Source organism: Celeribacter baekdonensis B30 (genome assembly GCF_000299875.1).
Lineage (GTDB): Bacteria > Pseudomonadota > Alphaproteobacteria > Rhodobacterales > Rhodobacteraceae > Celeribacter > Celeribacter baekdonensis_A.
On the sequence record NZ_AMRK01000004.1, the window covers coordinates 376725 to 398227 of the forward strand.

21 protein-coding genes and 1 pseudogene are annotated in these 21503 nt (G+C 58.4%); 14 read left to right on the top strand and 8 right to left on the bottom strand.

All coding sequences use genetic code 11. From position 1 onward, the window contains the following. Positions 1-12: 12 nt before the first annotated feature. The gene (locus B30_RS09945) at positions 13-1383 is read left to right on the top strand and encodes a class II 3-deoxy-7-phosphoheptulonate synthase (protein ID WP_040402234.1); all 1371 of its coding nucleotides are present in this window, start codon (positions 13-15) and stop codon (positions 1381-1383) included. Positions 1384-1466: 83 nt separating this feature from the next. Here the strand turns inward: B30_RS09945 and B30_RS09950 are convergent, their stop codons facing one another. Beyond that, the gene (locus B30_RS09950) at positions 1467-1874 is read right to left on the bottom strand and encodes a GNAT family N-acetyltransferase (protein ID WP_009571922.1); all 408 of its coding nucleotides are present in this window, start codon (positions 1872-1874) and stop codon (positions 1467-1469) included. Between the two features lie 104 nt (positions 1875-1978). Continuing rightward, positions 1979-2719: a PAS domain-containing protein gene (locus tag B30_RS09955; protein ID WP_009571923.1), complete on the bottom strand. Its 741-nt coding sequence runs from the start codon at positions 2717-2719 to the stop codon at positions 1979-1981. A 575-nt stretch (positions 2720-3294) separates the two neighbouring features. Between B30_RS09955 and gmk the strand changes: the two genes are divergently transcribed. Together gmk and B30_RS09965 are read left to right on the top strand one after the other, a co-directional pair. Continuing rightward, on the top strand, positions 3295-3942 hold the full coding sequence (gmk, locus tag B30_RS09960; protein WP_009571924.1) for a guanylate kinase: 648 nt from the start codon (positions 3295-3297) through the stop codon (positions 3940-3942). Further along, positions 3939-4469, top strand: coding sequence for a gamma carbonic anhydrase family protein (locus tag B30_RS09965; RefSeq protein WP_009571925.1), 531 nt, complete (start codon positions 3939-3941; stop codon positions 4467-4469). The genes gmk and B30_RS09965 overlap by 4 nt, the downstream gene beginning before the upstream one ends. A 73-nt stretch (positions 4470-4542) precedes the next feature. Here the strand turns inward: B30_RS09965 and B30_RS09970 are convergent, their stop codons facing one another. After that, a complete protein-coding gene (locus tag B30_RS09970) occupies positions 4543-4965 on the bottom strand; it encodes a hypothetical protein (RefSeq protein WP_009571926.1) in 423 nt (140 codons plus the stop codon). A 214-nt stretch (positions 4966-5179) separates the two neighbouring features. Between B30_RS09970 and B30_RS09975 the strand changes: the two genes are divergently transcribed. The 8 genes from B30_RS09975 to B30_RS10010 all read left to right on the top strand — a co-directional run bounded on the left by B30_RS09975 (position 5180) and on the right by B30_RS10010 (position 13610). Beyond that, positions 5180-6247, top strand: a complete 1068-nt coding sequence (locus B30_RS09975) for a sensor histidine kinase (RefSeq protein ID WP_009571927.1) — start codon at positions 5180-5182, stop codon at positions 6245-6247. Between the two features lie 245 nt (positions 6248-6492). Further along, a complete protein-coding gene (locus tag B30_RS09980) occupies positions 6493-7515 on the top strand; it encodes a substrate-binding domain-containing protein (protein WP_040402120.1) in 1023 nt (340 codons plus the stop codon). A 129-nt stretch (positions 7516-7644) separates the two neighbouring features. After that, positions 7645-9117: a phosphate ABC transporter permease subunit PstC gene (gene pstC, locus B30_RS09985; RefSeq protein WP_009571929.1), complete on the top strand. Its 1473-nt coding sequence runs from the start codon at positions 7645-7647 to the stop codon at positions 9115-9117. Beyond that, the gene (gene pstA / locus B30_RS09990) at positions 9117-10475 is read left to right on the top strand and encodes a phosphate ABC transporter permease PstA (RefSeq protein ID WP_009571930.1); all 1359 of its coding nucleotides are present in this window, start codon (positions 9117-9119) and stop codon (positions 10473-10475) included. The genes pstC and pstA overlap by 1 nt, the downstream gene beginning before the upstream one ends. A 13-nt stretch (positions 10476-10488) precedes the next feature. After that, complete coding sequence (gene pstB, locus B30_RS09995) at positions 10489-11286, top strand: phosphate ABC transporter ATP-binding protein PstB (RefSeq protein WP_040402121.1); 798 nt, start codon at positions 10489-10491, stop codon at positions 11284-11286. 11 nt (positions 11287-11297) lie between these two features. Then, entirely contained in the window at positions 11298-12023 is a 726-nt protein-coding gene (gene phoU / locus B30_RS10000) for a phosphate signaling complex protein PhoU (protein WP_009571932.1), read from the top strand. After that, positions 12023-12712 carry a phosphate regulon transcriptional regulator PhoB gene (gene phoB / locus B30_RS10005; RefSeq protein ID WP_009571933.1) on the top strand — a complete coding sequence of 230 codons (690 nt, stop codon included), beginning with the start codon at positions 12023-12025 and terminating at the stop codon, positions 12710-12712. The genes phoU and phoB overlap by 1 nt, the downstream gene beginning before the upstream one ends. Positions 12713-12941: 229 nt before the next feature. Then, positions 12942-13610 carry a GntR family transcriptional regulator gene (locus B30_RS10010; RefSeq protein WP_009571934.1) on the top strand — a complete coding sequence of 223 codons (669 nt, stop codon included), beginning with the start codon at positions 12942-12944 and terminating at the stop codon, positions 13608-13610. Positions 13611-13634: 24 nt separating this feature from the next. On the opposite strand, the gene B30_RS10015 is transcribed toward B30_RS10010, so the two are convergent. Genes B30_RS10015 through B30_RS10025 form a run of 3 tightly spaced genes read right to left on the bottom strand, consistent with a single transcriptional unit; the run spans position 13635 to position 17786 of the window. Further along, positions 13635-15062, bottom strand: a complete 1428-nt coding sequence (locus B30_RS10015) for an aldehyde dehydrogenase family protein (RefSeq protein WP_009571935.1) — start codon at positions 15060-15062, stop codon at positions 13635-13637. A gap of 26 nt (positions 15063-15088) precedes the next feature. Beyond that, the gene (locus B30_RS10020) at positions 15089-16390 is read right to left on the bottom strand and encodes an NAD(P)/FAD-dependent oxidoreductase (RefSeq protein ID WP_009571936.1); all 1302 of its coding nucleotides are present in this window, start codon (positions 16388-16390) and stop codon (positions 15089-15091) included. A 4-nt stretch (positions 16391-16394) separates the two neighbouring features. After that, positions 16395-17786, bottom strand: a complete 1392-nt coding sequence (locus B30_RS10025) for an aspartate aminotransferase family protein (protein ID WP_009571937.1) — start codon at positions 17784-17786, stop codon at positions 16395-16397. A gap of 305 nt (positions 17787-18091) precedes the next feature. On the opposite strand from B30_RS10025, the pseudogene B30_RS21730 reads away from it, so the two are divergent. The 3 genes and pseudogenes from B30_RS21730 to B30_RS22745 form a co-directional block, all read left to right on the top strand. Further along, a pseudogene (locus B30_RS21730) lies at positions 18092-18340 on the top strand (amidohydrolase family protein); the annotation flags it as partial. After that, complete coding sequence (locus B30_RS10035; RefSeq protein ID WP_009571939.1) at positions 18340-18867, top strand: SDR family NAD(P)-dependent oxidoreductase; 528 nt, start codon at positions 18340-18342, stop codon at positions 18865-18867. The pseudogene B30_RS21730 and the gene B30_RS10035, both read left to right, overlap by 1 nt. Further along, the gene (locus B30_RS22745; protein ID WP_353617586.1) at positions 18827-18982 is read left to right on the top strand and encodes a helix-turn-helix domain-containing protein; all 156 of its coding nucleotides are present in this window, start codon (positions 18827-18829) and stop codon (positions 18980-18982) included. The genes B30_RS10035 and B30_RS22745 overlap by 41 nt, the downstream gene beginning before the upstream one ends. A 226-nt stretch (positions 18983-19208) precedes the next feature. Here the strand turns inward: B30_RS22745 and B30_RS10045 are convergent, their stop codons facing one another. Both B30_RS10045 and B30_RS10050 read right to left on the bottom strand, forming a co-directional pair. Then, on the bottom strand, positions 19209-20501 hold the full coding sequence (locus tag B30_RS10045) for a D-tagatose-bisphosphate aldolase, class II, non-catalytic subunit (protein WP_009571940.1): 1293 nt from the start codon (positions 20499-20501) through the stop codon (positions 19209-19211). Further along, complete coding sequence (locus B30_RS10050) at positions 20498-21460, bottom strand: tagatose kinase (RefSeq protein WP_009571941.1); 963 nt, start codon at positions 21458-21460, stop codon at positions 20498-20500. The genes B30_RS10045 and B30_RS10050 overlap by 4 nt, the downstream gene beginning before the upstream one ends. Between the last annotated feature and the right edge of the window lie 43 nt (positions 21461-21503).

Below are 21503 nucleotides of genomic sequence, written 5' to 3' on the forward strand. Positions count from 1 at the left end.
GGAGTAAAAACGATGACGGATTGGGTGAAAACCGCATGGCGCAACAAACCGCGTGTGCAAATGCCCGACTATACGGACGAGGCCGCGCTGAATGCTGTTGAGGCTCAGCTTGCCAAATATCCGCCGCTCGTTTTTGCGGGGGAGGCGCGCACACTCAAACGCGATCTGGCGAAAGCCTCTCGCGGCGAGGCGTTTTTGTTGCAGGGCGGCGATTGCGCCGAAAGCTTTGCCGAATTTGGCGGCGATCAGATTCGCGACACGTTCAAAGTCATGTTGCAAATGGCGATGGTGCTGACCTTTGGCGCGAAAGTGCCGGTGATCAAGGTCGGTCGCATGGCGGGGCAATTTGCCAAGCCGCGCTCGGCCGCGACAGAAACGTCCAATGGCGTCGAATTGCCGAGCTACCGCGGTGACATTATCAACGGTTTTGACTTCACACCCGAAGCGCGCATCCCCGATCCGAACCGGATGTTGCAGGCCTACACCCAAGCCGCCGCTTCGCTGAACCTGCTGCGCGCCTTTTCCAAAGGCGGGTTTGCCGATATTCACCGGGTGCATGCTTGGACTCTGGGCTTCACGGAGGCCGACGAAGCCGAGAAATACCGCGATATGGCCAATCGCATCCAAGATTCCCTGGATTTCATGAAGGCGGCGGGGATCACATCCGAGAACAATCACGACCTGCATACGGTGGATTTCTACACCTCGCATGAGGCGCTTTTGTTGGAATATGAAGAGGCGCTGACCCGTGTGGACAGCACCACGGGGGCAACGATTGCGGGCTCGGGTCACATGATCTGGATCGGTGATCGGACCCGTCAGCCGGACGGTGCGCATGTGGAATTCTGCCGCGGTGTGCAAAACCCGATCGGGTTGAAATGCGGCCCCACGACCACCGCCGAAGACCTTAAGGTCTTGATGTCTAAACTGAACCCGGAAAACGAGGCGGGCCGTTTGACCCTGATCGCGCGGTTTGGTGCGGGAAAAGTCGCGGACCATCTGCCGCGTCTCATCGAGACGGTCAAAGCCGAAGGTGCCAAGGTGGTGTGGTCCTGTGACCCGATGCATGGCAACACGATCAAATCGGACAGCGGATATAAAACCCGCCCGTTTGACATGGTTCTGGCCGAGGTGCAGGAGTTCTTTGCCGTGCACCGTGATCATGGCACCATTCCCGGTGGTGTGCATTTCGAGATGACCGGCAAGGACGTGACCGAATGCACCGGCGGTTTGCGCGCTGTGACCGACGAGAATCTCGCCGATCGTTACCACACCGCCTGTGACCCGCGTCTGAACGCCTCGCAAGCGCTGGAATTGGCGTTCCTTGTGGCCGAAGAGCTGCAAAAAGGTCAAGCGCCGGAAGAGATCGCGGTTTCCGCGTAACTCTTTTAAGATCAAGATGTTGAAAGCCGGGCTTCATGTCCGGCTTTTTGCTTTTGTTTGCTTTTTGAACCGCCTAAAATGCCTCAGCCGCGATGAAACACAAAGCCGTTTTCAATCGCCTCATAGCCCGCCGCTTGATAAAAGCTCATCGCTTTCGGCGCCGAAAGCAACAGGTGGGTTTTGACCTTGGGCGCGGCTTTGACCGTTTCCGCCAAAAGCGCCTTGCCAATGCCATGGCCCTGCATGTCGGTGAGCACGGCCAGATCGGAACAATAGAGGCAAAAGTGCCAATCGGTGATCGAACGCGCCACACCGACCAAGCGCCCAGACTCGTCGCGCGCGGTGACAATCAGATCCGCCCCGGCCAACATCCCGGCAATCCGCGCCGGGTCATCGACTGGACGCCGCTCGGCCAAGGTTGAGCCGTACAGCACGGCGAGAAAATCCTCTGAGGACAGGTCGGGCTCGATGGCATAGGTGATGTGGGTCATGCGGCACTCCAAGGCAGATGCCCCACCCAAACACAGCGCCACGCAAATAAAAAGGCGCGACACCGATGTGCCGCGCCGATCACCCCCACGATGACTGGATTTTTTTACTCTTCGGCCTTGATCAGGCGCAAAACCGGTTTGCCTTTCGGGCGCTGCGGGATCGACGCTTGGGGATGGTCGGTTTTTTTATCCGTGCCTTTCGCGGTATGATCGTCATAGGCCTTTTTCGCCTCGGCAAAACCTGCGGGCACCGGGGTGCCTGCCGGGGTGGTGGCAAAGCTTTGCTCGGTCGGGTTGTCCGAGAGCAGGGGACGGCTTTGCACATCGACCACTTCAAAGCGGCGCGGTTGGCGGCCAATCTCGCCTTTGGACTGGATACAGCCCAAAACGCGGTTCACATCGCCAAGATCGGATTTGAGCGGGCAGAGCAAAAGCTGTGCATCCATCGCGCCGCGACCAATGCCACGTTCGGCTTTCAGCGTGATAACGGTGATTTGCGGGGTTTCAAACACCGCTTCCAAAGCTTCGGAAATCTTGGCCCGGCTTTCGGGGACAAACATTGCCGTCAACGGCATCCCGCGCACTTCCATGCCCATCAGATCGGTCAGATGCATCCCGGCCAAGCGGAACCGCGCCACGCCCAGAGCGATCCGCTCCAGGATAAAGGCGTATTCGAGCGCCGATTGCATGCCGCGCGGATCAATTTCGGAACGGGCGGGGACGGGGCGGCCATTGCGCAGGCCGTCCCAATAGGCTTCGACCGTTTTGAGGGCCGGGAAATGCATGTCGTTACGACGCGGCATAAGAGATACAACATTGGAGCCGCTGACATATTCGATTTTCATCTCATCACCTATTCTCGCGAGCGCTCAGATCGCGCCACCGATTGTACGTTCCACTGCGGGCCGTGCCTTGCCGTTCGGTCTCTTCTGGCACCGTCCCGCCTGATTTCATTGCCTGCAGTGTTTCACCGCTGGCTTGACCTGAATATGCCACGAGTTTGCCCGATTTGGTGTAAAAAGCTAACCAATGGTTAACATCCGCAGAAGAGAACGCGGGCATGGTGACCAAAAGTTTAACGTCTGCATGTGGATTCTATGGATAAAATTATGAAAAATCGTTCAAAAACATACTGTTGAAAAGTATAACTTTGGGGCGTCCAGAGTTCGATCCGCGCGCCAATCACTTCTGTAAAATTGTATGTATCGCCAGTTTAGCACAACGGCCCTGCCACAATTTATTGCTAAAGCTGACAGATCGCGGGGCGCAAGATCGGGAATATGGGCAAGATTATGGCGTGCAGTTGCAGCATTTGAGACTCAGTTTGGCGCATTCCGACATGATTGCGTCACAATCGCCAAGCAGTAGCCAAGCCGCGCTCCGCCCGATATAGGAAGAGCGACGACAAAAGGAGCATTTCATGGAAGCGGAGCGGCGCGGTCTTCTCATCATCTTATCCTCTCCCTCAGGGGCGGGAAAATCCACGCTCGCGCGGGCCTTGATGGAGTGGGACAACTCGTTGCGATTTTCCATCTCCGCCACAACGCGCGCGCCGCGACCAGGAGAGGTGGACGGGGTCGATTACCATTTCGTCGATGAGGCCACGTTCAAAGACATGGTCAACGACGGCGAGATGTTGGAACACGCCCATGTGTTCGGCAATTTCTACGGTTCCCCGTCGGCCCCCGTCCGCGCCGCGATCGAGACCGGCCGCGATGTGTTGTTCGATGTCGATTGGCAAGGCGCGCAACAGATCGCCAATTCCGTTTTACGCGATCATGTGCTGTCGATCTTCGTGCTGCCGCCCTCCATCCGCGAATTGCGTCGCCGCCTCGAAACCCGTGGCCAGGACAGCGACGAGGTGATTGCCAAACGGATGGAAAAAAGCTGGGATGAGATCAGCCATTGGGATGGCTATGATTATGTGTTGGTCAATGACGATCTGACGACCACGTTTGAGCGTCTGAAAACCATCATCACCGCCGAACGGCTGCGTCGAGCACAACAACCGGGGCTGATGAATTTCGTTCGCCATCTTCAGTCCGAATTTCAGGAGGTCGAAGGATGACACTCTATACACTTGAGGATCACGCGCCGGTGTTGCCGGAAAATGGCGACTACTGGGTCGCGCCCGACGCCAATGTCATCGGTAAGGTGATTTTGGCAGAGGGTGCCAATATTTGGTTCGGCGCCACTTTGCGCGGCGACAATGAGGCGATTGAGGTCGGCGCGGGCAGCAACATCCAGGAGAACTGCGTGTTGCACACCGACATGGGCTATCCGCTTGTGATCGGCGCGGGCTGTACCATTGGCCATAAGGCGATGTTGCATGGCTGTGTGATCGGCGAAAATTCCCTGATCGGGATGGGGGCCACCGTGTTGAACGGGGCTCGGATTGGCAAAAACTGTTTGATCGGGGCAGGGGCCTTGATCACCGAGGGCAAAGAGATCCCGGATGGATCGCTGGTCATGGGCGCGCCGGGCAAGGTTGTGCGGATGCTGACAGAGGCACAGATCGCCGGTCTGCGCGCCTCTGCGCTGCATTATCAACAAAATGCCCGCCGGTTTCGGGACGGATTGGTCGCGATTGGCTGAGCCCGTGATCCAGATTCGTCTGGGTGGTTTGGCTTTTCCGCCCTTTCATAGGGTCTTTTGACGCATCACCCTGTTAGTGCATCACCTTGGCATTGCGCGGCACGGGGCGCACCGGGATGATGATGTCAAAGTCCAAATGCGGGTAATGCTGCCGCACTTCGTTGCGCACAATCTCCGGCCTCGGCAGGTCTTTGGCAATGACGCGCAACAGGCCTTTGTAATCGACGGAACTGAGGAACGCCGCCAATTCCAGACAATCAAAATGCGCCGAAATGGCCGGGGCCACGACGCTATCCGGGTTGATTGCAGTTAAGATTTCACGAGACAGATCAGCAAATTCGATAAAGAAGACGCCGGACCGTTCAGGGAAATGCTTTTTGAGGGTTTGCATCAGCAGTGGCTCGCCCACCATCAAGACCATGCCTGAAGAGTTCAGGTGCGTGTCCCGGTTCAGAGCGATAATGTCGCCAAAAATGTTCTGTCGAACGGTACCCATATGGCAGGGGTCCTGTATGTTTACGCTCTCATGTCCTCTTCGAGCAAACGGGTAAAGTATCGAAATTGCAACAATCTTTTTATCAAAACCGAAATAATTCGCAAAATGGGAATTTGAGAGACGGAATTTGAGCAAGCACCAGTTTGACAGCCCCCGTTGTCACAGACAGGTTACATGATGTGGGTAGGCCCACGCAGACAAAGAAAGTGATCCCATGCGCAGCGTGATAAAAGAAATGGCCTTTGGGGAAGATGTGGTGACCGAAATGGCGCGCGCGATGCCCCTGCCTGTGGTGGTGATTGGACGCGACGAACGGGTTTTGGCCGCCAATGCCCTCGCTGCCACCCTGTTTTCCGACGCCATGGTCGGGCGGCATTACATCACGGTGTTGCGTCAACCCATGTTGTTGGACGCGATTGAAAACGTCTTGCGCCTCTCAGAACCCGCCGAGGCGGTGTATCGCGTGACGGAAAGTCAGCGCGATTTGGTCTATGACGTGTTTGTGCGCCCGGTGATTGTCGGCGATTTTGCCTGTGTGACGGTCGCCTTTGAGGACAAGACCGAGGTTCAGGAGGCTGGCCACATGCGCCGCGATTTTGTGGCCAATGTCAGCCACGAACTGCGCACGCCATTGACAGCGGTGCTCGGGTTTATCGAAACCCTGCTGGGTCCGGCCGCCGATGACACTGCCGCGCGCACCCGGTTTTTGGAGATCATGGACCGCGAGGCCAAGCGGATGAACCGGATTGTCGGCGATCTGTTGTCGCTGAGCCGGGTTGAGGCCGAACGCCGTGTGCGTCCGACGGATCGGGTGGATATTTCGGCACTGTTGCGCTCTGTGGTCCTGACCTTGCACCCTGTGGCGCGGGCACGCAATGTGACCTTGACGCTTGAGGGTGTGGAGGGGGTCGAAGAGGTGCCCGGAGATTTTGACCAATTGACGCAAGTGTTCACCAATCTGATCGAGAACGCGATCAAATATGGCGGTGCGGGCAAAGAGGTGCACATCTGTTTGACCTCACATGCGGTCGAACCGACGATGCGTTCGCAAGCGGTGCGGGTGGATGTGTCGGACCAAGGCGATGGCATCGCCTCGCAACATATCCCCCGCCTGACCGAACGGTTCTACCGGGTAGATTCGCATCGCTCGCGTGAAATGGGCGGAACCGGGCTGGGTTTGGCGATTGTAAAACATATTCTAAACCGCCACCGCGGGCGGCTCAGGATCGAAAGCCACACCGGGCGGGGCAGCTGTTTTTCGGTCATTTTGCCCTATCAGTAAGCCAAATCTATGGATTTTCCCCGCAAATCAGGGGTGAACAGGCTGTCACAATTCCTAACGCACTGTCACATTGGCGGGGTTTTTTGCGGCTTTACCTAGGCTAATTGCCAAGATGTCTAGGAATTTCCCGGCATCTGTCATCAAACTGTTACATTAGTTTCACAAAACCATTGCGAGACCCCCCTAAACCCGCCGTTGAGGGAGCAATGTCGCTCTCGGACATAAAGCAAATTCAGGAGCAAATGATGTCCTTTGTGAAACTGACCGCCTCTGCGATCGCGATCGCAGCCGTTTCGGCCACTGCCGCCGCCGCTCGTGACCAGGTGCAAGTCGCCGGTTCCTCCACCGTTCTTCCCTACGCCTCGATCGTAGCCGAAGCCTTTGGCGAAAACTTTGATTTCCCGACACCGGTCATTGAATCCGGCGGCTCTTCCGCTGGCCTCAAACGCTTCTGTGAAGGCGTTGGCGAAAACACCATCGACATTGCCAACGCATCGCGCAAAATCCGCGAAAAAGAAATTGCTGCTTGTGCTGAAGCTGGCGTGACCGACATCATGGAAGTCCGCATCGGTTATGACGGCATCGTGTTCGCCTCCCAGCTGAACGGCCCGGCCTTCACCGCCTTTACCCCGTCCGATTGGTTCAACGCTTTGGCTCCGAAAGTGGTCGTAGACGGCGCGCTGGTCGACAACCCCTACAAAATGTGGAATGAATTCAACGCCGATCTCCCGGCTGTTGAAATTGCAACCTTCATTCCGGGCACCAAACACGGCACCCGTGAAGTGTTCGAAGAGAAAGTTCTTGCCGAGGGTTGTGAAGCCACTGGCGCTGCGGCTTTGCTCGAAGCTGCTGGCATGGACGCAGGCGATGAGTGCCTCAAAGTGCGCACCGATGGCGTGTCCACCGACATCGACGGTGACTACACCGAAACGCTCGCTCGCATCGACGCCAACACCAATGGCATCGGCGTGTTCGGTCTCGCATTCTACGAAAACAACACCGACAAACTCAAAGTTGCGACCATGTCCGGTGTGGTTCCGTCCACCGAATCCATCGCGACCGGTGAATACCCTGTGTCCCGCCCGCTGTACTTCTACGTGAAGAAAGCCCACATCGGCGTGATCCCTGGCGTAAAAGAATATGCTGAGTTCTTCGTCTCCGACGACATGGCTGGCCCGTCCGGCCCGCTCGCCGAATACGGTCTCGTGTCTGACCCGGAATTGGCTGCGGTTCAAGCGGCTGTATCCGACGAAGCAACCATGAACTAAGCCTTGTGGCTTTGATCTGACATTGGAGCGGCGCGGGACTCCTCGCGCCGCTTTTCATCCGAACGGGCGTTACACTCCGTCCGTTTGCCCGCTCTGACCTGTTCTGCAAAATCTGCAAGGAAGCGCCTTATGCCCATTCTGTGGCTTTTCGTTCTGGTTCTGGCCCTTGGCCTTATCGGATTTGTACTGGGGCGCATGCGTGCGCTCAAAGATGCACATGGCGATATCCGTCAGTTGCATTCTTTGCCCAATTATTATGGTGCCAACGTTTTGTTCGCGACTTTGATCCCCGGCTTTGCCGTCATGGTGATCTGGTTGATCGCGCAACCGATGGTCATTCAAAGCCAGGTGACCTCTTTGATCCCTGAGCGCGCCTATACGGACGCTGGCTCTTTGAATCTTGTGATGTCGGATGTGCGCCGGGTGGCGGAGGGGCTTGATGTGGCGGTCGCCGAAGGGGCGATGACCCATGAGCAAGCCCGCGATATTCGCTCCGAGTTCACCGATGTGCGTGCGCGTCTGGGCGCGGTCGGTGTGGCGCTTGGGTCGAATGTGGAACCCTATGTTTTGCAAGCCGCACAGAAATATCGCACCCTGTCCAATGGCGGTCTCTGGTTGATGACTGCGCTGGTCTTGGGCGCGGCTGTGCTGGGTTTTGTGCTGTCCTATCTGCGCACCAACAAAGAGCAACGCTCGCGCAATTCGGTCGAAAGAGTGGTTCTGGCGTTGTTGATCGGCGCAGCCTCCATCGCCATCCTCACCACGCTTGGCATCGTGCTGTCGCTGTTTTCCAATACCATCGAGTTTTTCAAACTCTATCCGGCCAAGGATTTCTTTTTCGGGCTGACATGGTCGCCCTCCTTTGGCGGCGGTTCCGAGCTTGGTATCCTGCCGCTGTTCTGGGGCACGTTCTACATTTCCTTCATCGCGCTGGCGGTGGCGGTTCCGATCGGGCTTTTCGCCGCGGTGTACCTGTCGGAATACGCCGGTCCGAAAGTGCGTGCGATCGCCAAACCTTTGCTCGAAGTGCTCGCAGGCATCCCGACCATCGTTTACGGTCTCTTCGCTTTGCTGACGGTCGGGCCGCTTTTGGTCAATCTGTTCGGTGACGGTGGCGCGCTTGGCGTTGATTGGATGAAGGGCGGCACCGCCGTGATGACCGCAGGTCTGGTGATGGGGGTGATGTTGATCCCCTTCGTCTCCTCGCTGTCTGATGACATCATCAACGCCGTGCCTCAGGCGATGCGCGATGGCTCCTTAGGCCTTGGTGCGACCAAATCCGAAACGGTGAAACAGGTGATCCTGCCGGCCGCTTTGCCGGGTATCGTCGGTGCGATCCTTTTGGCCGCCTCGCGCGCCATCGGGGAAACCATGATCGTGGTGCTTGGGGCAGGGGCCGCCGCGCGCCTGTCCGCCAACCCGTTTGAGGCGATGACCACCGTGACCGCCAAAATCGTGTCGCAGCTCACGGGGGACGCCGATTTCTCCTCGCCCGAAGCCCTCGTGGCCTTTGCCTTGGGGATGACGTTGTTTGTGATCACCCTCGCGCTTAACATCTTCGCGCTCTATATCGTGCGCAAATACCGGGAGCAGTATGACTAATGTCCGATATGACCGCAAATACGCAACCGACCCCGCAAAAGAGCACCTCCTCGCTCTATGACGAAACCAAACGCACCAAACGGCGCAACCAATCCGAGGTCCGGTTCAAAGCCTATGGCGTGGCCGCGATTGCGGTTGGCTTGTTCTTCCTTATCGCTTTGCTTGTCGCGATTTTCTCCAACGGTATTCCGGCGTTCAAACAGACCTTCATCACCATTCCGGTGGAGTTGACCGAGTCTGCTTTGGACAAAACCGGCAACCGCGATGTCGCTGAAATGTCGAAAGTCTCCACCTTTGGCTACAAGCCGGTGGTGACCAACGCTTTGGTCACGGCATTGAAAGACGCGGGGATCGCCATCCCGTTCAAAAAGGAAAAGGATGTTGAAAAACTCCTGTCCTCCTCTGTGGCTGCCCAGGTGCGCGATACGGTTTTGGCCGATCCCTCGCTCGTCGGCACATCGGTCGAGTTCCGCCTTTTGGCCTCCTCGCGGGTTGATGGCTATTTCAAAGGCCGCGTGACCCGCGATGCTTTGATCCGCGACAAAAACCTCGATGCCGAACATCTCGACATCGCTGATGCGATGGCAAAGGCCGGGTTGATGGCAACCACCTTTAACGCTGATTTCATCTTTGGCTCCGATGCCTCCGAAAGCCGCCCGGAACAGGCCGGGATCGGGGTCTCGATGATGGGCTCTCTGTTTATGATGATCGTGGTGCTTTTGCTGTCGCTGCCCATCGGTGTGGCCACCTCGATCTACCTCGAAGAATTCGCGCCGCAAAACCGCTTTACCGATCTCATTGAGGTCAATATCTCGAACCTCGCGGCGGTGCCTTCGATCGTCTTCGGTATCCTTGGTCTGGCCGTGTTCATCCAGTTCGTACACCTGCCGCAATCCGCGCCTTTGGTCGGTGGTTTGGTGTTGACGCTGATGACCCTGCCAACGATCATCATTTCGACCCGCGCCTCATTGAAAGCTGTGCCGCCCTCGATCCGCGATGCCGCTTTGGGGGTTGGGGCCTCGAAAATGCAATCGGTGTTCCACCATGTGCTGCCCTTGGCGATGCCGGGAATCTTGACCGGGACCATCATCGGTCTGGCTCAGGCTTTGGGCGAAACCGCACCTTTGCTGTTGATCGGGATGGTGGGCTTTATCGCCTCCAACATGCCCGACGGGATCGCCTCCGGCTTTCTTGATCCGAACTCCGCGATGCCGGCCCAGATTTACGAATGGGCCAAACGTGCCGATCCCGCCTATTATGAACGGGCATGGGGCGGCATCATCATCCTTCTTTTGTTCCTGATGACGATGAACATCATCGCCGTCATTCTGCGCCGCCGCTTTGAGCGTCGCTGGTAATGAGGTCTGAGCCATGAACGATATGCGAATTGTGAAAAGAGACGTGGACATGAACGACACCAAAATCTCGGCCAAAGGCGTACAGGTTTTTTACGGCGACACCCACGCGATCAAAGACGTGGACGTCGAGATCAAAGATAAAACCGTCACCGCCTTTATCGGTCCGTCGGGCTGTGGCAAGTCCACCTTCCTGCGCTGTTTGAACCGGATGAACGACACGATTGATGTCTGTCGGGTGGAGGGCAAGATTTTGCTCGACCAAGAGGACATTTACGACAAACGCGTCGATCCGGTGCAATTGCGCGCGAAAGTGGGCATGGTGTTCCAAAAGCCCAACCCGTTCCCGAAATCCATCTATGACAACGTCGCCTATGGCCCGCGCATTCACGGGCTGGCCGGATCAAAGGCGGATTTGGACGTGATCGTTGAAAAATCCCTGCGTCGTGCGGCGATTTGGGACGAGGTCAAAGATCGTCTTCAGGCCCCCGGCACCGGCCTTTCGGGTGGGCAACAACAGCGTCTGTGCATTGCCCGCGCCGTGGCGACCGAACCCGAAGTGCTGTTGATGGACGAACCCTGTTCCGCCCTTGACCCGATTGCCACGCTGCAAGTCGAGGAATTGATTGACGAGCTGCGCGAAAACTTCTCTGTGGTGATTGTGACCCACTCGATGCAACAAGCCGCGCGCGTCAGCCAAAAGACCGCGTTTTTCCACCTCGGCAACCTTGTTGAATACGGCGATACCCAACAAATTTTCACCAACCCGAAAGATGAGCGCACTGAAAGCTACATCACCGGCCGGATCGGCTAAGGGAGATAGAAATGCATAACGATAACAAACATATTGCCTCTGCTTTTGATCGTGATCTGGAGGCCATTCAGGCCCTGATCATGAAAATGGGCGGACTGGTTGAAGCCAGCATCAAAGACGCAGCTCAAGCGCTTGAAGAGCGCGATGTTGAGCTGGCCGAAAAGGTTCACAAATCCGACAAGGCCATCGACAAGCTGGAAGAGGAAGTGAACGAGGAGGCCGCGCGCCTCATCGCCTTGCGCTCTCCGACGGCAAGCGATTTGCGCACGGTGTTGACGGTGATGAAAATCTCCACCAACCTTGAACGCTGTGGCGATTACGCCAAAAACCTCGCCAAACGCACCGGGGTTTTGGTCAATATGAACCCGATCACGGGGGCCGCCACCTCGATCCGCCGCATGGCGCGTGAGGTCGAGGAAATGCTCAAGCTGGCGCTTGATGCCTATATCCAACGCGATGTCGGCATGGCCAACGAAGTCCGTCACCGCGACCTCGATGTCGATCAGATGTACAATGCGCTGTTCCGCGAATTCCTCACCTATATGATGGAAGATCCGCGCAACATCACCGCCTGTATGCACCTGCATTTCATCGCCAAAAACATCGAACGCATGGGCGATCATGCCACCTCGATCGCGGAACAGGTGATCTACCTCACCACCGGCGAATTGCCCGAGGATGCGCGTCCGAAAGGCGACATCACCTCACAGAAAATGATGGATGTGGAGGGCGAATAATGGCCGCTGATCAACCCCGCGTTCTGGTGGTCGAAGACGAACCTGCCCAGAGAGAGGTTTTGGCCTATAACCTCGAAGCCGAAGGATTTGTCGTCTCGAAAGCCGAGAATGGCGATGATGCCCTGTTGTTTGTCGACGAAGATCAGCCCGACATCATCGTGCTTGATTGGATGCTCCCTGGCGTGTCCGGCATCGAGATTTGCCGCCGTTTGAAAACCCGTGCGGACACCCGCGACATTCCGGTCATCATGCTGTCGGCCCGTTCTGAAGAAGTGGACCGGGTGCGGGGGTTAGAGACCGGCGCGGACGACTATGTCGTCAAACCCTATTCGGTGATCGAACTGATGGCACGTGTGCGCACGCAATTGCGGCGCGTGCGTCCGGCGGCGGCGGGGCAGGTGTTGGAATTCGAAGACATCCGCCTTGATTCCGAAACCCATCGGGTGACGCGTGGCGAAAGCTCTTTGAAACTTGGGCCGACCGAATTCCGCCTGTTGTCCACTTTCATGGAAAAACCGGGCCGTGTCTGGTCGCGCGAACAGCTATTGGATCGGGTCTGGGGCCGCGACATCTACGTCGACACCCGCACCGTCGATGTCCATATCGGCCGTTTGCGCAAGGCGTTGTGCCAATATGGCGGCATCGACCCGGTGCGCACCGTGCGTGGGGCAGGGTACGCGCTCGGCTAAGCCCCCCGTTCTTGCAAAATGAACACACACCGCCCTTCAGCAAAGGGGCGGTGTTTTTGTCTTGAGGGGCGTGTGCTCTGGCGACGTGCCGCGCATGGCATCACTTGACGCAAAGACTGGCAACACCCCGCCGTTCTTCGCCGGTGACGGCAAAGTTTTGATTCACGTTTTTCACGAAACCCTTTATGGGATCAAATGAGAGACAGATGCACCGCGAAGGATCAAGACGATGATGACGGCCATCCAAGTAAAGGAACCTGCCCACCTGCGCACCTATCGCGGGATTCGTGATCTGATCCTTTCTGGCGATCTGGTGCCCGGCCAACCTGTCACCATCCAGGGGCTGATTGACCAACTCGGCTCCGGCATGACGCCCGTGCGTGAGGCCATTCGTCGGCTGACTTCTGAGGGCGCTTTGATTTTCCATGGCAACCGCCGGGTGACGGTGCCCGTACTGACGCTGGCGCAAGTGGACGAGTTGATCCTCGCCCGTTGTGGCCTGGAACCCGAATTGGCGCGGCGTGCGGCGATGTGCATTTCCGCGGAGGACATAACAGCCTTGGAAGAGATAGATGAGGCGATTGACGAGTCGATGCGCGCGGGTGACACCCGTGGATACATGATCCACAATCACCGGTTTCACATGGCCCTGTACGCCCCGGCACAGGCCGAAGTGATTGGACCCATTGTCGATGCGTTGTGGCTGCGTTCGGCCCCGGCGCTGCGGGTGATGTGTACGCGGTTTGGCACACAAAACCTGCCGGATATGCATATGGCCGCCATTGCCGCGCTGCGGATGCGCGACGCGGATGCAGCGGCGGAGGCAATCCGGGCTGATGTGTTGCAGGGGATGGAAAACGTCCGCGCCATCCTTTCGGACGGCGCGTCATTGGTGTAGGTGCAGTTTGGGCGAAACCTGAGCTTAGACGGATATTGCCTTGATTTCACAGAAATCTTCGATTCCGTAGACGCCGCCTTCACGCCCATTTCCTGACAGTTTATAGCCCCCAAAAGGCGAGCCATAAGAAATGTCCGAGCCATTGAGATGCACCATACCCGCACGAATGTCGCGCGCCATGGCCAACCCGCGGGACTCGTCGCCGGTCTGGATATAGGCGGCCAACCCGTAAGGCGTGTCATTGGCGATGCGCACGGCGTCCGCGTCGTCCTGATAGGCGATCATCACCAAAACCGGACCAAACACCTCTTCTTGGGCGATGCGCATGTCATTGGTCACATCGCCAAACACGGTGGGACGGCAGAAATAGCCACGATTAAATCCCTCGGGACGGCCAAGGCCGCCCGCAACCACGCGCGCACCGTCCTCAATCCCGACCTGAATCAGGCTTTGCACCCGGTCATATTGCATCTGTGACACCAGCGGACCGATGTGGGAGCCGGGCAGGGACGGCAGCCCCACAGTGGTGGCCTCTGCGGCCTCTTTGGCAATCTCCATCGCGGTCTCATATTGGCTTGCGGGCACCAACATCCGCGTGGGCGCGTTGCAGCTTTGGCCAGTGTTTTGGAAACAATGGCGCACGCCGCGTTTGACCGCCGCGTCCAGATCACAATCGTCCAACAGGATGTTGGGGGATTTGCCGCCCAATTCCAACGTAACACGTTTGACCGTGGCGGCGGCGGCTTTGGAAATTTCCACGCCAGCCCGGGTCGAGCCGGTAAAGGAGATCATCGCCACATCCGGGTGGCTGGAAATCGCCGCCCCGACAGTCGGGCCGTCACCGTTCACAAGGTTGAACACGCCTGCGGGCACACCGGCGTCTGCCAAAATCTCCGCGTATAAAAGCGCGCTCATCGGCGTCAACTCGGAGGGTTTGAGCACCATCGTGCAACCCGCCGCAAGGGCTGGAATAACCTTGAGCGCGATTTGGTTGATCGGCCAGTTCCATGGCGTGATGAACCCACAAACACCAATCGGCTCATGCAGGATCATATCGCCCACGGCGTTTTTGTGGTCAAACTCAAAGGATTCAAGCGCCTTGACCACACCGTCCAAATGGCCAATGCCAACCGCAGCCTGCGCCCGGTCCGAGAGCGAAATCGGCGCGCCCATTTCTTCGGAAATCGCTTGGGCCATTTCGTCATACCGCGCTTGGTAGGCGCTGCGGATCGCGGCCAAAAGCTCCAGACGCTCCGCTTTCGTGGTGCGTGAAAAGGCTGGGAAGGCGGCTTTGGCCGCGGCCACGGCGGCGTCCACATCAGCGGTGGTGCCCATGGCGACAGATGCAAAGATTTCCTCCGTCGCCGGGTTGATCACATCGAGCGTCTCATGGCCTTTGGGGGCAACCCATTGCCCACCGATATAGAAGCGATCCGTTTTCAATTCCGTCATGTGAGCCTCATATCTGTTTGAATTTCTTAAAACTTGTCACGCAGAGCATACCACGTCATCGCCGCAACCAAAAGCGGTGTGCGCAGCTTTGGACCGCCCGGAAACCGCGGCGTCGGCAGGTGGTTGATGACATCGAACCGCGCGGCCTGACCGGCGATGGCCTCGGCGGCGATTTTGCCTGCGAGAGTTGCAAGCGCCACGCCCTGACCGGAAAATCCGGCAATGGAGAGGGCAGAGGGGCCAAGCCGGTCAAAATGCGGCAGGCGCGACATGGTGATGCCCAAAGTGCCGCCCCAAGCATAGTCGATTTTGGCCGATTTGAGTTGAGGAAATACCTCCAACATTGGCCCGCGCACCTTGGCACGCAGATCGGCCGGGAACCTATAACCATAGCTTTCGCCACCGCCGAAAATCATCCGATTGTCCTCGGAGAGGCGGAAGTAATTGATCACAAAGCGCGAGTCGGCCACGGCATAGCGGTTCGGGATCAAGCTGTTGGCGAGATCCTGGGGCAGGGGTTCCGTCACCGCGATAAAATTATTGATCGGCATCACCCGACGGCTGACCGTGGGCAACAGGTTGTTGTGATAGCCGTTGAGCGCCACGATCAGATGATCGGCCTCGATCAGGGCAGACCCGGTGTGAACCCGTGGTTTTGCCGCCGTGTCCACCTTGGTGACGCGTGAGGTTTCATAGATTCGCACGCCTGCCGCCTCGGCCAAACGCGCCAAGGCAAAAGCGTAGCGCAGCGGGTGTAAATGCCCCGATCCCATATCCAGCGACCCGGAATGATAGCCCGGACTGCCGACCTCGTGGCGGATCTCGTCGCGCGAGAGAAAGCGGATTTTGTCATAGCCATAGGTGGTATTGAGATGCTCGACATGGGCCTTGGAATGGGCGCCATAGCGGGCACGGTGATTGGCGTGAATGACGCCATCGGTCCAGCCACAGCCATCGCCCTCTTCACGGATCAGCGCCTTGACCAGATCGACCGCCTCAGATCCCATGTCCCAAAGCACCCGCGCCGTATCGAGACCGACGAGTGTCTCAAGATCGCCCTGTTCCAACCGCTGCCCGGTGGAGACCTGACCACCATTGCGACCAGAGGCGCCGGAGCCGACCCGCGAGGCCTCCAAAAGCACCACATCCAAGCCCTGACGTGCCAAATGCAGCGCCGCAGACAGCCCGCCGTAGCCGCCGCCAACGACGCAGACATCGGCCTTGATCGCGCCCTCGGCCATCGGATAGGGACCGGGCGCTTCGGCTGTGGCGGCGTAAAAGGAGCGGGGGTGTTGGCCGGGCGTGTCGTTGATGGTGAGAATGTCCATAAAGTTATGCTGAAACGTTCAGCCCCTCCGCGTTGAGATAGGCCAGAGTTTCGTCCAGTGAGAGCCGCGCGCGGTCGATCAGGATGTCGATTTCCGCCTTGGTGATGATCAATGGCGGCGAGATGATCATCCGGTCGCCAACATGGCGCATCACCAGATTATTGGCAAAACAGCGCTCGCGACAGTAATAGCCGACAGTGCCTGTGGGGCTTGCGAATTTGGCGCGGGTGGCTTTGTTTGGCGTCAGGGCGATGGAGCCCATGAGACCGACGATTTTGGCCTCTCCAACCAGCGGGTGATCGGTCAGGCTTTCCCATTTTTCTTTCAGATAGGGCGCGATCTCAGACCCCGCGCGTTCAACAATGCCGTCCTCATCCAACAGGCGCAGGTTTTCGAGCGCCACGGCGCAGGCGACCGGATGTCCTGCATAGGTATAGCCATGGGCGAATTCGTCGGCGGCATCGAGTGTGTTGAAAATCTCGTCCGAGACAATGGACGCGCCCAAGGGGATATAGCCCGAGGTGATGCCCTTGGCGCAGGTCATGATGTCGGGGGTGAAGCCCATGGTTTGACAGCCGAACCAGTTGCCGGTGCGGCCAAAGCCGGTGATCACTTCGTCGGCGATCAACAGGATGCCATATTGCTTACAAATCCTTTGAATTTCAGGCCAGTAGGTGACGGGGGGCACGATCACGCCGCCTGCGCCCTGCACCGGTTCCGCGATAAAGGCTGCGACCTTATCCGCGCCAAGCTCAAGGATTTTCGTCTCCAGTTGACGGGCTCGTTCCAGCCCGAAATCTTCGGGTGTCATATCGCCGCCTTCGGACCACCAATCAGGCTGGTCAATATGCACGATGCCGGGGATCGGCAAACCGCCTTGGGCATGCATGCCCTTCATCCCGCCCAAAGAGGCCGCCCCCATGGTCGAGCCATGATAGCCATTCCAACGCGAGATGACGATGGACCGCTCCGGCTGGCCCTTGGCGGCCCAATAATGGCGCACCATGCGCAGGTTTGTGTCGTTGGAATCCGAGCCAGAGCCGTTGAAAAACACATGGTTCAAATCCCCCGGCGCAAGCTCGGCCAGACGTTTGGCCAACATGATCGCGGGCACGGTCGAGGTTTGGAAAAAGGTGTTGTAGAACGGCAATTGCAACATTTGGCGGGCGGCGACGTCGACCAATTCCTGACGCCCGTATCCAATATTGACGCACCAAAGACCAGCCATCGCATCAAGGATCACTTCGCCGTCGCTGTCGGTCAGCCACACGCCCTTGGCGGAGGTGATGATCCGCGCCCCTTTCCTGGCCAGTTCCGCGCTGTCGGTGAACGGGTGCATATGATGGGCGGCGTCGAGCGCCTGAAGCTCTGCGGTGGGCAAATGATTGTCACTCATGCGATCAATGTCCTTTGATGATCACGCCCGAACACTCAGGCCGGGTCGGAATGCGGTGGTGGCATGCGGCCACAGTATCGCCACACATAAAAGGAGCCAGCACGGCAGTTTGTGCGCAACTCCGAGCGTGGACGAGAACTTGTGCAAAAATATGATCAAATTTTTAGGAAGGTCAAGTCCTGACCACTCCGGGCCGGCAAATTCAAACCCGCTGAGGCGGTGGCCGAAGATTTGTTCCGCCTGCATGACCAGATGGGGATTGCCGGCTGTTGGACCATGATCATATCTGATCGAAAGTCTCCGGCTCTGAACGCATCTCACGCCAAGATCCGCCCCATGCGGATGCAATCCCCTTCGCGCGCACCATCGTTGAATGGTTTCCGGACCGCACCGGTTGGGGCACCGATTGGCCGCACCCGAACTTTCTCGCAGATCCGCCAGATGATGGTGATCTGTTTGATCTGCTCGCGGACATCGCGCCGACCGATACGTTTTTGAACACGCTGATGGTCGACAACCCTGCTCAACTTTACGGTTTCAAGGAGAATATTTGATGGCTGGTCGTCTCGTAGGAAAAATCGCACTCATCACCGGCGCGGGCTGTGTTGGTCAGGGCTGGGGCAACGGTCGTGCGGCTTGCGTGCCGTTTGCAGAGGAAGGCGCAAAAATCTTTGCCGTTGATCTCAAATCCGACACGATGGTCGAAACCCTTGAGCGGGTCAAAGCCGTGGCGGGCGAGGTCGAACCTTACCTGTGTGATGTCACCGACAGAAAAGCGGTTGAGGCCATGGTGACCGCCTGTGTGGACCGTTCGTTTTGGCACCGTTGGCATCCTCGTCAACAATGTCGGCGGCTCCTCCAGGGGATGTCGATAAGCTTTTGGAAAGCCGCCTCAAACGCAACCCGATGGGCTGGATGGGCGACGGGTGCGACACCGCCAATGCCGCGTTGTTCCTGGCCTCTGACGAAGCGCGCTTTGTGCCATTTCGTCTGTGTGACCGAGGAACAAAGCTTTTCCAAGGCTGCGGGCCGGTTGCGTATTGCCCAACCCCCCGCTCAGCCGCCAGATCGCCGGCCTTGAACGGGATCTGGGCATTCCGCTTTTTGATCGTCGAAAAACATCAGGGGACACTCGATGCGCGCCCGGTCACCGACCCAGAGGTGACATGGCCCTAATGTGTCGCGACAAGCCGTGAACAGCGGCGCAAAGGCGCGGTGCGCACGATTGGGGGCCTGATCGTCGAAATCATGCGTGAGGTGCGCGAGGAGGGGGGATGGAAGTGACCGTTTGCGCGGTGTTTCTCCAGCCGCATATGGCGTGTTGGCCTTCAAAGGTGTGTCCCATATTTGCCGCCATCTGCATGTGCGCCAAATAAGGTCAAGGTGACGAGAGTGGAGCGTGTGAGGCGATGAAAAGGCGTTTCATCTGCCCTGCAGCTCCTGCGTTGCGGCGATATAGGGGGCGAGGGCGGTTTCAATGCTCGCCAGCAACAGGGTGTTTGCGTCGGCGGCAAGGTGGCCTGCACGCACTCTGGCGGCAATCTGGCCCAGATATTGGCTGATCAGCGGCTCCGGGATTGCGTCCGCACCGAGCATTTCAAGCAGGGTGGTCACAGCCGCGTTGGCCCTTGGGTCTGGCCAGACATAGCGGATGCGGTCGCTGAGCGAAAAATGCCGCAGCAGGCGTTGCTCCTCCGGGGTGCCCTCATAATAGGACAGCCAATACGCCGGGTGGTCGAGCAGAACCTGCTCCAGAGTGGCGCGCAGGCAGATCGGTCGGACGTCGGGATGGAGTTCTTCGGCGATCAGGTCAAGCCCGTATAGGGCCTCGCGCAGAGCAAAGGTCAGGCCGGGACCGACTTTCAGGATCGCGAATCCATCTCGTACAAGGGCGGTCAGGGCCGCGGGAGTTTGATAGTCCGTCGAGTGGGCCTCGAAAACCATGCCGGGCAAGTCGGCGCGCGCGGCGCTCAGGGCGCGGGCGGCGGGGGAGGCGTAGTCGATCACATTGTGATTGCCGAATTCCACGCCGGGTTGCACCACGAGGCCGATGACCCGATTGAAAATGGAGGTAAGACCCGCCTGGGCAAAGGCCGCCCGGTGTATGTCGACGGTGGTGCGGGCGGCGGCGGGGGAGGTAATTTCGAGCGTGTCGAGAGCCTCCATCGCGCCACCAGGAACCGGGACTTCGGTGCCGATGATATAGACCGGCGGTGGCACGGGGGGACCCGGCTGGGCGGCTTCGGCTGCGGCGGCGAGGCGGGCGGCGCGGGCAGCGGTCTGATGATCCCCCAGCGCCACCGGTTCGCCGGCACAGCCCATGGAACAATCCAGATGCAGCTTGGTGAACCCTGCACGGGCGTAGGCGGCGATCATGGTTTCGGCCTTTTGCATGGCGGCATCCGGGGGCAGGGCTTTCCAGGGGTTCGGGCCCAGATGATCGCCGCCAAGGATCAGGCGTTCGTGTGGAAAACCGGTGCGGTTTGCGATAGCAAAGACCCGATCGCGAAAATCCTGCGGGGTCATGCCCGTGTAACCACCGTCTTGGTTCACCTGATTGCAGGTTGCCTCGATCAGGAGAGGCAGAGAGGTGGGCAGAACCGCACGCATGCAGGCTTCAAGAACGATCGGATGGGCGGAACACACTGAGGGGATACCGTTTGGTCCCGGTGTCTCTGCCCATGAGGCAATATCGGCAAGCGGGTGGGTCGTCATGTGGAGATCTCCGCATCTTCAGGAAAGGTGTCTTTCAGAAAGGCATTGAGCGCGGCTTGGGTCGACGTGCCCTCCATCGGTCCCTGTCGGGTGACAGCCAGGGCACCTGCCGCATTGGCCTGGCGCAGTGCTGCGACGGGCGGCACACCGGCCAGACGCAGGGCGACGAAAGTGCCGCCAAAACTGTCGCCAGCGCCGGTGGGGTCGACTTCGCGAACCGAAAGCGCGGCAATGTCATGGCGACCCTCGACGCTAAAATGGCTGGCTCCCTCTGCGCCGCGTTTCAGAACGATCTCGCGGATTCCGCGCGCGAGCAGGTCGTCGATCGCACCGGCCTCATCCGCGCGCTCCGAGAACAGGAAAAGCTCATCGCCCGAAGGCATGAAGATGTCGGTCTGGTCCAGAACTTCAAGCAGGCGCACGCGCAGGCCCGGCGCACCAAGGATTTCGGGACGGATGTTGGGATCGAAACTGAGTGTGCCGCCACGCGCCTTGATCCGGCGCAGAGCCTCAAGTGCGACATTGGCCATGCCGGGGGCGGAAAGGGCGGTGCCCATGATGTGCAGGTGGTCGCAACTGGCCATCAAAGCGGTGGCCGCCGGGGTGAGGTTGAGGGTTGCCGTGGCACTCTGGGCCATGGTGAAGAGAAAGGCGCGCGAGCCATCCTCGCGATAGCGAACAAAGGCGCAGCCGGTGACTTCGTCAGGCGCCACGTCGATGCCAGAAATATCGACGCCATCGCGGGTGAGACGGGCGATGTTCAGGTGGCCGAAATCATCGTCACCGACCCGACCAATGATCGCCGCCTCATAGCCGAGCTTGCCGACCTGATCGACAAAGATGGCGGGCGCACCGGACGGGAAGGGGCCGACAAGGGGTTGCGGCTCGCGAAACCCGTCGCCTCTGGTGGTCGCCACCAGTTCGACGAGGATTTCACCGACGGTCAAAATTTTGGACATTGGATGGGGTATCCATTGTGGTCTCGGGGAGCGCGCGCCCACA